The sequence below is a fragment of the Pseudothioclava arenosa genome (genome assembly GCF_002358085.1).
GTDB classification, from domain to species: domain Bacteria; phylum Pseudomonadota; class Alphaproteobacteria; order Rhodobacterales; family Rhodobacteraceae; genus Pseudothioclava; species Pseudothioclava arenosa.
The window spans coordinates 150,418-162,722 of sequence record NZ_NTJD01000002.1; the positions used below are offsets into that span (position 1 = coordinate 150,418).

General features: G+C 65.3%; 10 protein-coding genes. 6 read left to right on the forward strand and 4 right to left on the reverse strand.

From position 1 onward, the window contains the following. Nucleotides 1–47 precede the first annotated feature (47 nt). From scpA to CLN94_RS03070, 5 genes are all read left to right on the forward strand, one after another. The gene (gene scpA / locus CLN94_RS03050) at nt 48–2,177 is read left to right on the forward strand and encodes a methylmalonyl-CoA mutase (RefSeq protein ID WP_096431010.1); all 2,130 of its coding nucleotides are present in this window, start codon (nt 48–50) and stop codon (nt 2,175–2,177) included. A gap of 117 nt (nt 2,178–2,294) precedes the next feature. Further along, complete coding sequence (locus tag CLN94_RS03055) at nt 2,295–2,780, forward strand: GNAT family N-acetyltransferase (protein ID WP_096431454.1); 486 nt, start codon at nt 2,295–2,297, stop codon at nt 2,778–2,780. Between the two features lie 17 nt (nt 2,781–2,797). After that, a complete protein-coding gene (locus CLN94_RS03060) occupies nt 2,798–3,490 on the forward strand; it encodes a tellurite resistance TerB family protein (protein ID WP_096431012.1) in 693 nt (230 codons plus the stop codon). Further along, complete coding sequence (locus CLN94_RS03065) at nt 3,490–4,503, forward strand: endonuclease/exonuclease/phosphatase family protein (protein ID WP_096431456.1); 1,014 nt, start codon at nt 3,490–3,492, stop codon at nt 4,501–4,503. Before CLN94_RS03060 ends, CLN94_RS03065 begins: the two co-directional genes overlap by 1 nt. 30 nt (nt 4,504–4,533) lie before the next feature. Beyond that, nucleotides 4,534–4,959 (forward strand): AAA+ family ATPase, encoded by a 426-nt coding sequence (locus CLN94_RS03070; RefSeq protein WP_096431014.1) that lies wholly within the window; start codon nt 4,534–4,536, stop codon nt 4,957–4,959. Nucleotides 4,960–4,963: 4 nt separating this feature from the next. Here CLN94_RS03070 and CLN94_RS03075 read toward each other — a convergent pair whose 3' ends face one another. From CLN94_RS03075 to CLN94_RS03090, 4 genes are all read right to left on the reverse strand, one after another. Further along, nucleotides 4,964–6,514 carry a Ppx/GppA family phosphatase gene (locus CLN94_RS03075; protein WP_096431016.1) on the reverse strand — a complete coding sequence of 517 codons (1,551 nt, stop codon included), beginning with the start codon at nt 6,512–6,514 and terminating at the stop codon, nt 4,964–4,966. Nucleotides 6,515–6,576: 62 nt separating this feature from the next. Next, a complete protein-coding gene (locus CLN94_RS03080) occupies nt 6,577–8,742 on the reverse strand; it encodes an RNA degradosome polyphosphate kinase (RefSeq protein WP_096431018.1) in 2,166 nt (721 codons plus the stop codon). Between the two features lie 53 nt (nt 8,743–8,795). Beyond that, nucleotides 8,796–9,467 (reverse strand): P-loop NTPase family protein, encoded by a 672-nt coding sequence (locus CLN94_RS03085; protein WP_096431020.1) that lies wholly within the window; start codon nt 9,465–9,467, stop codon nt 8,796–8,798. Nucleotide 9,468: 1 nt separating this feature from the next. After that, on the reverse strand, nt 9,469–10,569 hold the full coding sequence (locus CLN94_RS03090; RefSeq protein WP_096431022.1) for an AI-2E family transporter: 1,101 nt from the start codon (nt 10,567–10,569) through the stop codon (nt 9,469–9,471). A 172-nt stretch (nt 10,570–10,741) separates the two neighbouring features. On the opposite strand from CLN94_RS03090, the gene proS reads away from it, so the two are divergent. Next, nucleotides 10,742–12,082, forward strand: a complete 1,341-nt coding sequence (gene proS, locus CLN94_RS03095) for a proline--tRNA ligase (protein ID WP_096431024.1) — start codon at nt 10,742–10,744, stop codon at nt 12,080–12,082. Nucleotides 12,083–12,305 lie beyond the last annotated feature (223 nt).

Here is a 12,305-nt window from a genome sequence, read left to right on the forward strand (position 1 = left end):
CATCGCGGGCGGGGCCCGGATGGGTCAGTCGAAGGAAGGATCGGTCCATGACCAACAAGAAAGAGGAATGGCGCGCCCTTGCCGAGAAGGAACTCAAGGGCAAGCCGGTTGACAGCCTGAACTGGGACACGCTCGAGGGGATCGAGGTGAAACCGCTCTATACCGAGGACGACATCGAGGGTCTTGATCACCTCGGCTCGCTCCCGGGCATTGAGCCCTTCACCCGCGGCCCGCGCGCGACCATGTATGCCGGTCGCCCCTGGACGATCCGCCAATATGCCGGTTTCTCGACCGCCGAGGAATCGAACGCCTTCTACCGCAAGGCGCTGGCCGCCGGCCAGCAGGGCGTCTCGGTCGCCTTCGACCTCGCGACGCACCGCGGCTATGACTCGGATCACCCGCGTGTGGTGGGCGATGTCGGCAAGGCCGGCGTGGCCATCGACAGCGTCGAGGACATGAAGATCCTGTTCGACGGCATCCCGCTCGACAAGGTCTCGGTCTCGATGACGATGAACGGCGCGGTGATCCCGGTTCTCGCGAACTTCATCGTCACCGGCGAAGAGCAGGGCCATGACCGCTCGGTGCTCTCGGGGACCATTCAGAACGACATTCTGAAGGAATTCATGGTCCGCAACACCTATATCTATCCGCCGGAGCCCTCGATCCGGATCATCGCGGATATCATCGAATACACCTCGAACGAGATGCCGAAGTTCAACTCGATCTCGATCTCGGGCTACCACATGCAGGAAGCCGGCGCGAACCTCGTGCAAGAGCTGGCCTACACGCTGGCCGACGGGCGCGAATATGTGCGCACCGCGATCGCGGCGGGCATGGATGTGGACAAATTCGCCGGGCGTCTTTCGTTCTTCTTCGCGATCGGCATGAACTTCTTCATGGAAGTCGCCAAGCTGCGCGCCGCGCGCCTGCTCTGGACCCGCATCATGAAGGAATTCGAGCCGAAGAAACCCGGCTCGCTGATGCTGCGCACCCACTGCCAGACCTCGGGCGTGTCGCTGCAGGAACAAGACCCCTACAACAACGTCGTGCGCACCGCCTATGAGGCGATGGCGGCGGCGCTGGGCGGCACCCAGTCGCTGCACACCAACGCGCTCGACGAGGCGATCGCGCTGCCCACCGATTTCTCGGCCCGGATCGCGCGCAACACCCAGCTGATCCTGCAGGAAGAAACCGGCATCACCCATGTCGTCGATCCGCTCGCGGGCAGCTACTACGTCGAAAGCCTGACGGCGAAACTGGCCGAAGAGGCCTGGAAGCTGATCGAGGAAGTCGAAGAAATGGGGGGGATGACCAAGGCCGTGGCCTCGGGCATGCCGAAGCTGCGCATCGAGGAATCGGCCGCGCGTCGCCAGGCCATGATCGACCGTGGCGAAGAGGTCATCGTCGGCGTGAACAAGTATCGCCTCGCGAAAGAAGACCCGATCGACATTCTCGATATCGACAACGTCAAGGTGCGCGAGGCGCAGATCGCACGTCTCGACAAGATGCGCGCGACCCGCGACGAGGCGAAATGCCAGGCCGCTCTGGCGGAACTGACGCGCCGCGCGAAAGAGGGTGGCAACCTGCTCGAGGCGGCGGTGGAAGCCGCGCGCGCCCGGGCCTCTGTCGGGGAGATTTCGATGGCGATGGAAGAAGTGTTCGGCCGTCACCGCGCCGAGGTGAAGACCCTCGCGGGCGTCTATGGCGCCGCTTACGAAGGCGATGCGGGCTTCGAGCAGATCCAGAAAGACGTCGAGGCCTTCGCCGAGGCTGAGGGCCGTCGTCCGCGCATGCTCGTGGTCAAGATGGGTCAGGATGGGCACGATCGCGGCGCCAAGGTGATCGCGACGGCCTTTGCCGACATCGGCTTTGACGTCGATGTGGGCCCGCTGTTCCAGACCCCCGAGGAAGCCGCGCAGGACGCGATCGACAATGACGTGCACGTGGTGGGGATTTCCTCGCAGGCGGCCGGTCACAAGACGCTCGCGCCGAAGCTGATCGAGGCGCTGAAGGAAAAGGGCGCCGAGGATATCATCGTGATCTGCGGCGGTGTGATCCCGCAGCAGGACTACGATTTCCTGAAGGCCGCCGGCGTCAAGGCGATCTTCGGGCCAGGCACCAACATCCCGGCGGCGGCGCGCGAGATCCTCGACATCGTGCGCGCGGCACGCGCCTGAACGGGGAGGGGGCTCTGCCCCCGCCCGAGTATTCAAAGCTTGATGAAAGGGGCAGGGGAGACCTTGCCCTTTTTTCATTCCGCGCGCAGGATCGCGGCGCGATTTCAGGAGCTTGCCATGATCCGCCCCGCGACTCCCCTCGACTATCCCGCGATCCTTGCGTTCTGGAATCCGGTGATCCGCGACACGACTGTCACCTTTTCCAGCGAGGAAAAGACGCCCGAGAGCCTTGAGGCGATGATCGCCGCGCGCCGGGTGGCGGGGCAGGAGTTTTTCGTGGCTGAAGAGGCGGGCTCGGTGCTGGGTTTTGTCACTTACGGCCAGTTTCGGGGCGGCAATGGATACCTGCATGCGATGGAGCACACGATCATCCTTGCGCCCGAGGCACGCGGGCGCGGGGTCGGGCGGGGCTTGATGAGCGCGCTCGAAGAGCACGCGCGCGCGGGCGGCACGCATCTGATGGTGGGCGGGATCTCGGCCGAGAATGCCGCCGGGATCGCCTTTCATGCGGCGGTGGGTTTCGCCGAGGCGGGCCGCGTGCGCGAGGCCGGTCGCAAATTCGACCGCTGGATCGACCTCGTGCTGATGCAAAAGATCTTGTGAGGCGTTAGACTGGCCCCATGGACAAGCCGGTTTCCCTTTGGTCGCGCATCGCGCAGGCGCTTTCGGCCCTTGGCCGCGGCGAGGGGCTGTCGGCGGTCTTTGACCAGCTGCGCACGCCGCCCGAGCGCTCGGTCGCCTTCACCATCGCGGTGATCGCGCTTGGCGCCAAGATGGCCAAGGCCGACGGGCGGGTTACCCGCGACGAGGTCACCGCCTTTCGCAGCGTGTTTCAGATCCCGCCCGGCGAAGAGGCCAATGCCGCGCGGGTCTTCAATATGGCGCGTCAGGATGTGGCGGGGTTCGATGCCTATGCCCGCAAGATCGCCGCGATGTTCGGTCCTGGCGCCGATGTGCTGAAAGACCTGTTGGAGGGGCTGTTCGTGATCGCCATGGCGGATGGCGAATATCACGCGGGCGAGGATGCCTTCCTGCACGAGGTGGCCACGATTTTCGGGCTGGAGGAGTGCTGTTTCCGGGCGATCCGGGCGAGTTTCGTGCCCGAGGCCGACCCCGACCCCTGGACGGTGCTGGAGCTGGAGCCGGGCGCTTCGCTGACCGAGGCGCGCAAGCGCTGGCGGATGCTGGTGCGTGACGCGCATCCCGACCGCGCCATCGCGCGCGGCCTGCCGCCCGAGGCGGTGAAACTGGCCGAAGACCGCGTGCGTGCGCTCAACCGCGCCTGGGAGGAGTTGCAGGAAAGGGCCGCATGATGCGGATCGCGACCTACAATATCGAATGGTTTACCAATCTCTTCGACCGGAATGGCCGGATCCTCGAGGATGACGAATGGTCGGCGCGCTATCAGGTGACGCGGGCCGAGCAGCTGGGCGCTATCGCGATCGTGCTGACGGCGCTGAATGCCGATGTGATCATGGTGATTGAGGCGCCCGACAACAACCGCCGCCGCCAGACCGTGCCGATGCTCGAAAGCTTTGCTGAACGGTATGGGCTGCGTCAGCGCAAGGCGCTGATCGGCTTTGAAAACGAGACCCAGCAGGAGATTGCGCTGCTCTATGACCCCGATGTGGTCAGCGCGCGCCACGAGCCCGACGAGGGCACGCCCGAGGCACCGCGCTTCGACGATTCGCTGCGGATCGACCTCGATATCGACGCGACGATGGATGTGGTGAAATTCTCGAAACCGCCGCTCGAAGTGCGGATCGAGACGCCCGAGGGCAAAAGCCTGCGGCTGATCGGGGTGCATATCAAGTCGAAGGCCCCGCATGGCGCGACCAGCCCCGAGGCCGCGACCCGCATCGCGATCGAAAACCGCCGCAAGCAGCTGGCGCAATGCATCTGGCTGCGCCGCCGCGTCGATCAACATCTGGACGCGGGCGAAAGCCTGATTGTCTTGGGAGATTTCAACGATGGCCCTGGTCTTGATGAATATGAAAAGCTGTTCGGGCGCTCGGGGCTGGAGATCGTCTCGGGCGAGGGCGGTCCGCGCGATCGCCGCCTGCGCGACCCGCATGCGCGCACGGTGCGCGGCCATGCCACCGCCGCCTGCCCGTCTTCGGCGCGCTTCTATTCGCCCGAGGAGCATCAGTATTTCTCTGCCATGCTCGATTACATCATGCTTTCGCCCGACCTGTGCGTGACGGGGCCGAACTGGCGGATCTGGCATCCGTTCGACGACCCGGTCTGCTACCGCACGCCGGAGCTGCGCGAGGCGCTGTTGCAGGCTTCCGACCACTTCCCCGTGAGCGTGGATATTTCGCTCTGAGGGGCGGGCGGGGGCTGCTATAGTCCGCGCATGAAACCGTTTTTCGTGATTGCCCCGATCGTTCTTGTCGCCGCGTTTGCGGCTGTTCCGCTTGCGCAGGCGCTGCGGGCCGATGAGCCCGCGCCCGAAACCCTCGAGCCGCCCGAGGCCCCCGCCGAGCCTGCGCCCGAGGGCGATATGGCCGAGGGGATGGGGCTTCTGGAGCGGGGCGCGCAGATGGTTCTGCGCGGCTTTCTCGACGAGATCGAGCCGAAGATGGACGAGATCCAGCGCGGCCTTGGCGATGCCGCGAAAGACCTTGGCCCCGCGCTCGACAAGCTGCTGACCTTGTTCGACGATTTCCGCAATTACGAGGCGCCCGAGCGGCTGCCGAATGGCGATATCATCATCCGCCGCCGCCCCGATGCGCCGCCGCCCGCGCCCTTGCCGGATGGCGATGGCGTGACCGAGCTTTAGCGCCTCAGGGCCGTTTCACCCGCGGTTTCGCGCCAAGCGCCGCCGCGAGCGAGGCGAAGCGCGCCTCGGCCACCTCGCCGAACAGGTCTTCGCCCTTCGTGGTCAGCTTGAGCGTCAGAAGCTGCTTGCGCGGCATATAGTCGATCTCGGCGGCCTCCTGCGGCGAATGCAGCGCGAACATCGAGCCGAACCGCATCGCCTTGCCCAGCACCTCGGCCTCGTTCATGTCCTCGGGCGAGATCAGGTCGAAGAGATGGGCGAAGGGGCTGTTGGCGCGCGAATTCTTGTAGCGATGCAAGAGCGCGACGCCCAGATAGACGCGCTCGGGGTGGCTGAGCGCGGCCATGTTGGCGCGGGTCACATTGTCGAAACAGGCTTCAGCGCGCCAGTCGGGATGGGTGCGCCACGTCGTGTCATGCAGCAGGCAGGCGGCGCGGATCAGGCGGTATTTCTCGGGCGCGGCCTCGGCGAAGATCGGCGCGATGAAAGAGTGCAGGCGTTTGCCGAAACCGGGCATCCGCGATTGTGTGCTTTCCGAGTGGCGGCAGGCCTCGATCAGCGGATCGCGCCGGCGCAGCCGCTCGGGCATCTGTTCGTAAAGTAGCCCCTCGCGGATGCCATAGGCCGAAACGTCGATTTCCTTGGGTTGGAACACGCGCACCAACTCGCCCAGAACCTGCATGGCCCAGGGCACGAGTGACATCCGCGCCGCCGAGGTGCCGGTGCGCCCGCGCAGCTCGTCCAGATCGTTCTGGCCGATCCAGTCGATCGTCTCGGCGATGGCGTCCGGCGTCATGCGATATTCGTGCAGCACATGCAGCGGATAGGCACGCCGCTCCATGTCGAGCCGCGCGATCGCCCGCCACGAGCCGCCGACCAGATAGATCCGCTCATGCTCGGTGCCGACCTGGCGCGCCAGCTCCTTGACGGTGGCCTTGATATGCGCGCCGAGGTCCTTTTTCGGTACTTGCATCAGCCGGAAGGGCCCAAGCTGCGAGGTCACGCGCCGCCCGACCTTGCCACCCGTCACTTCGGCCAGTTCCATCGAGTTGCCGCCGATGTCGCAGATCAGCCCCTGCGCATCGGGCCAGCCCAAAAGCACCCCTTGCGCCGAGAATCGGGCCTCTTCGAGCCCGTCTATCACATGGATCGTCAGCCCGGTCTCGCGCTCGATCTGGCGCTTCAGCTCGGGGCCGTCCTCGGCATCGCGCATCGCGGCGGTGGCGACGCAGGTCAGCGGGCCGATATCCATGCCCTTGGCCAGAAGTGCGAAGCGTTTCAGCGCGGAAAGCGCGCGCACCCGGCCCTCGGGGTTGAGACGCCCGGTTTCGGCCAGGCCCTGACCCAGCCCCGCCATCACCTTTTCATTGTAGAAATAGGCCGGGGAGCGCGCCGCGCCGTCGAACACCACCATCCGCACCGAGTTCGAGCCGATATCTACTACGCCGACGCGGCTGAGCGCGCGCGCCGAGGGATCGTCGAACAAGGGTACCCCGAATGGGTCCCATTCCTCGCCAAACGACACGGGGCGGTTCGATCTGAACTTGTTCGTCATCTGGGGCCCTGTGCTGGTCCGCGTCTTGGTCCGGGGGCGCCTGGCCCCGCGTCAGGCTACTGTCAGTCGAAGCTATGGGCAAGCTTGGGAACGTCCTTCGCGCCTGCCGATCCGCGACCCGACAGCGACGGGTATTCCATGAAGAACCGGTGGCACGAGAACAGGTCGCCCCGATCCTGCGGCAGGTCGCGCAGATAGCGCCCGTCGGGCTGCAGGATCCAGCTTTGCGCCTCGTCGGCGAGGTTGGCGGCCATGATCTGGTTGACGATCTGTGCCTTCACCGTGTCGTTCATCGCCTCGACCAGCGTTTCCACGCGCCGGTTCAGGTTGCGCCCCATCCAGTCGGCCGAGGAAAAGAACACCCGCGCCTTTTTCGAGGGCAGCCCGTGGCCATTGCCGAAACACACGATCCGCGAATGTTCGAGGAAGCGCCCGACGATGGATTTCACCCGGATGTTTTCCGACAAGCCCTTGATGCCCGGGCGCACGCCGCAGATACCGCGAATGATCAGCGTGATTTTCACGCCCGCCTGGCTTGCGGCGTAAAGCGCGTCGATCACCTCGGCGTCGATCAGCGAGTTCATCTTGGCCCAGATCTCGGCCGGCCGCCCGGCGCGGGCATATTGCGATTCCTTCTCGATCAGCTCGAGGAGCCGCGGCTTGAGCGAGATCGGCGAAATCGAAAGGTTTTCAAGCCCTTCCGGCTGCACATAGCCCGAGAGGTAGTTGAACACCTTGGTCGCATCGCGCCCCAGTGCCGCATCGCAGGTGAAGAAGCTGAGGTCGGTATAGATCTTGGCGGTGATCGGGTGGTAGTTGCCTGTGCCGTAGTGGGTATAGGTCACGAGCTGGTCGCCCTCGCGCCGGACCACGGTCGAGATCTTGGCATGGGTCTTGTATTGCATGAAGCCATAGACGACATGCGCGCCCGCGCGTTCCAGCCGGCGCGACTGGCGGATGTTGGCGGCCTCGTCGAAGCGCGCCTTGAGTTCGACCAAGGCGGTCACCGACTTGCCGCTTTCCGCCGCCTCGCAGAGCGCATCGACGATCGGGCTGTCCTTCGAGGTCCGGTAAAGCGTCTGCTTGATCGCCAGCACGTTCGGATCGGCCGCCGCCTGATTGAGGAAGCGGATCACCATGTCGAAGGTCTCGTAGGGGTGATGCAGCAGCATGTCCTTCTGGCGGATCGCCGCGAACATGTCGCCTTCGTGGTCCTGCACGCGCTCGGGCACGCGGGGCGTGAAGCTCGGCCAAAGCAGTTCCGCGCGCTCGTTCAGCACCAGCTCCTTGATGTCGGCGATGCCAAGGAGCCCGCGCACCTCGACCACCTCGTCTTCGGTTACGTGCAGCTCGTCCATGATCAGCGACTTCAGCGACTCGGGCGCGCCTTGCGTGATCTTCATGCGGATGACCTGCCCGCGACGGCGGCGCTTCAGCGCGGTCTCGAATTCGCGCACGAGGTCTTCGGCCTCATCCTCAACCTCAAGGTCGCTGTCGCGCAGCACGCGGAAGGCGCAATGGCCCGCGTCGCGATAGCCCGGGAACAGCATGCTCAGATGCAGCAGCAGCAGGTCTTCCATCGGCAGGAAGCGCGCGCCGCCGGGCAGACGCACGAAGCGGTCGATCTGTTGCGGGATCGGCAAGAGCGCCTGCAACCGGCGCTTGTCGCCGTCGCGCTCCAGTTCCAGCGCGAGGCAGAAGCCGGTGTTCGGGATGAACGGGAAAGGGTGCGCTGGGTCGATCGCCAGCGGCGAGAGCACCGGGAACACCTTGTTGAGGAAATGCTCTTCGAGGAAGCTGCGGTCGCGCTTGGTCAGCTTGGAGCGCGGCACGAGCTGAATGCCCTCGGCCTCCATCTCGCGCTTGAGCTTGTTCCAGGCCGATTGCTGCGCGGCCATCAGCCGGCGCGCATCGGCATTGATCAGCACGAGCTGTTCGGAGGGGCTCAGCCCGTCATGCGAATGCGTGGCATTGCCCTCGCGCACCAGCTCGCGCAGGCCCGCGACGCGCACGGTATAAAACTCGTCGAGGTTGGTCGCCGAGATCGAGACAAAACGCACCCGTTCCAGCAGCGGCACACGCGGGTTCGTCGCCTCTTCCAGCACACGCCAGTTGAAGGCGAGCCAGCTCAGTTCGCGGTTGAAAAAGCGATGCGTCCCGGCGGTGACCTCGCGGGGCATCTCGACGGGGGTGGGGAACGGGGTCTTGAGGAAATCTGCCTGAGTCATGGGGCGCTTATGGTTTGGAATTGTAATGGCGCTGTGACGATATTCTGCGCCGCTCAGTCCAGACTGTCCAGAACCTCACCGGCGAGTTGGCGGGAAATCTTGCGCCCCTCGGCCAAAGCGCGCGCATCGAGCGCCGCGACCAGCCGCCGCGCCGTCGCCAGCGAGCGATCCATCCGCGTGACCAGCCAGTCGATCAGCTGCGGCGCGACGGTCAGCTGCCGGTCGTTGAACAGCTTGACCAGAACCGCCGCCAGCAGCGCGTCATCGGGCGGGGAGATCTTGACGCTCGCCAGCGCCTGCATCCGCGAGGCCAGATCGGGCAGCACGATGCCCCAATCGCGCGGCGGCATCCGCGCGGTCAGCAGGAGCGTCCCCCCCTCGGCCTGCGCAAGGTTATAGAGGTGAAACAGCGCCTCTTCCGCGTCGGGGTTGCCCGCAAGCGCCTCGGCATCCTCAAGCACCACCGCGCGCGTGGCCAGCGTCGGAATATCGGCTTCGGCCAGATCGGTCGCTGCCAGCAAGAGCGCGCCCTCGGCATCGGCCCAGATCTGCGCCAGATGCGACTTGCCCGCGCCCTCGGGCCCGATCAGCAGCATCCGCCGCCCCGGCCAGCCCTGCGGCGCATCCAGCGTCGCCAGCGCCAACGCATTCGCGGGCGCGACAAAGAAATCCTCGCGCCCCTGCGCCTGTTTCAGCGGCAGGTCGAATGCCAGTTGGCGGCTCATCTCAGGCCTCTTGGTCTTGCGTCTGCTCGGTCGTTCCGGGGTCTTCGAGCCCCTCGAGGCCCTTGTAGAGCCTGCCGTTCAGATATTGATCGAGGAAGAAACGTGCAAGCACGCCGATCATCGCCGCCACCGGCACCGCGACCAGCATGCCGAGGAAGCCAAACAGCGTGCCAAAAGCCGAGAGCGCGAACAGCAGCCACAGCGGATGCAGCCCGACCGATGTGCCCACCAGCTTGGGCGTGATGATGTTGCCCTCAAGGAATTGCCCGGCGGCAAAGATCGCCGCGACGATCCCGATCGAGAGCCAGTCGCCCCAGAACTGGAACAGCGCCAGTCCGATCGCCAGCGCCCCGCCGATGATCGCGCCGACATAGGGAATGAAGGTCAGCGCGCCCGCGATCGCCCCCGCGATCAGGCCGAATTTCAGCCCCGCCAGCATCAGCGCGACGGAATAGAAGGCGCCGAGGATCAGGCAGACCGAGACCTGCCCGCGCACAAAGCCCGACAGCACCTTGTCGATATCGCGCGCGATCGCACGCACCGTGCCCGCATGATCGCGCGGCAGCCAGCCATCGACCTTGGCGACCATCCTGTCCCAGTCGAGGAGCATGTAAAACGTCACCACCGGCACCACGACGACGAAGATCACGGCGTTCACCACGCTCATCGCGGAACTCAGCACGGTCTGCGCCAGCTCTCCGCCGCGCGCGCGGATGGTTTCACCGACGGTGGTAAGGGTCTCGTTGACGACCGAGCCGGGCTCCATGATCGAGGGGAAGGTCGTGGTCAGGAAATCGCGCAGCCGCGCGAAGATCTCGGGCGCGGTGGCCACCAGCTGCGTGAGCTGGCGCACCAGCATCGGCAGCACCGCCAGCGACAGCACGACAAAGGCGAAGGTGCCGATCGCGGCAATGGTGATGGTGGCAGCGATCCGGCTCAGCCCCATGCGTTCGAGCCGGTCGGCGAGCGGGTCGAGGAAATAGGCGACGGCGCCGCCCACGATGAAGGGCAGGATCACGTCGCCCAGACCCCAGAGCGCAAGCCCCGTCATGCCGGTTGCAACGCCCCAATAGGTCACCTGTTGCCGCACCGGCAAAGCCATTCGCTACTCCTGTCACCGCTTTGGCCCAAGATCGGGGGAAAACCGCGCGGTTTCAAGGGGCAGGGCGGAAACGGACGCACCCGGCGCCCGCGCGGGCCAAGCCCGCTTGCCTCGCGCATGGGTTTGGGCTAGCGAAGGTGCGACCTCTGACATCAGCCTTCGGACCAGCCCCATGCGCCTTTCCCGCTACTTCCTCCCCGTCCTCAAGGAAAACCCCGCCGAGGCGCAGATCGTCTCGCATCGCCTGATGCTGCGCGCGGGCATGATCAAGCAGCAGGCGGCGGGCATCTATTCGTGGCTGCCGATGGGCTACAAGGTGCTCAAGCGCATCGAGCAGATCGTGCATGAGGAGCAGATCCGCGCCGGTCACATCCCGCTCTTGATGCCGACGTTGCAACCGGCGGACCTGTGGCGCGAATCCGGCCGCTACGACGATTACGGCCAGGAGATGCTGCGCATCAAGGATCGCCACGACCGCGACATGCTCTATGGGCCCACCAACGAGGAGATGATCACCGACATCTTCCGCGCCCATGTCGAAAGCTACAAGTCGCTGCCGCTGACGCTCTACCACATCCAGTGGAAATTCCGCGACGAGATCCGCCCGCGCTTCGGCGTGATGCGCGGCCGCGAATTCCTGATGAAGGACGGCTACAACTTCGATCTGACCCGCGAAGACGCGCTGCATGCCTATAACCGCCACATGGTCAGCTATCTGCGCACCTATGAGCGCATGGGCCTGACGGCGATCCCGATGCGCGCGGCCTCGGGCCCGATCGGGGGCGACAACACGCATGAATTCCTGGTGCTGGCCGATACCGGCGAGTCCGAGGTGTTCTATGACGCGCAGGTGCCTGCGCTGAAGCTGGGCGACCGCGCTGTCGATTTCGATAACCGCGACGAGGTGGCCGCGATCTGCGAGGAATTCACCACGCTTTACGCGCGCACCGACGAAACCCATGACGAGGCGGTCTTCAACCAGATCCCCGAAGAGCGCCGCTGCGTCGGCCGCGGCATCGAAGTGGGCCAGATCTTCTATTTCGGTACCAAATATTCCGAGGCCATGGGCGCCACCGTCACCACGCCGGATGGCAAGCGCGTGCCGGTCGAGATGGGCTCGCACGGCATTGGCGTCTCGCGGCTTCTGGGCGCGATCATCGAGGCCAGCCACGACGACAAGGGTATCATCTGGCCCGAGGGCGTGACGCCCTTCCATTGCGGCATCGTCAACCTCAAGCAGGGCGACGCGGGCACCGATGCGGCCGGTGACGGGCTCTACAAGGCGCTGACCGCAGCCGGGCTCGATCCGCTTTACGACGACCGCGAAGAGCGCGCGGGCGCGAAATTCGCCACCATGGACCTGATCGGCCTGCCCTGGCGCATCACCGTCGGCCCGCGCGGGCTGGGCAATGGCGTGGTCGAGCTGACCAGCCGCCGCACCGGTGAAAGCGAAGAAATGTCGCCCGAGGCCGCCGTGGCCCGGATTGTCGAGATCTACGCGCCGCATCGCTGAGATAATTTCCCGATTGAAACACTCGGGAAATTGAGGCAAGTCAAGGAAGCACCTCGGCGTGGCGGGTTATCGCCACGCTGATGCTTTGAGAGGAGCCTGCGATGCCGGCAAAACCCTTCCTGACCGGTCTGGGCATTTATGCGCTGGGCGTGGCCGCTTTGGCTTTCGTGGCGCCGCATGACGCCCCCGATTTCGCTGGATTGCCGCATGAGCCGGGCTCGGT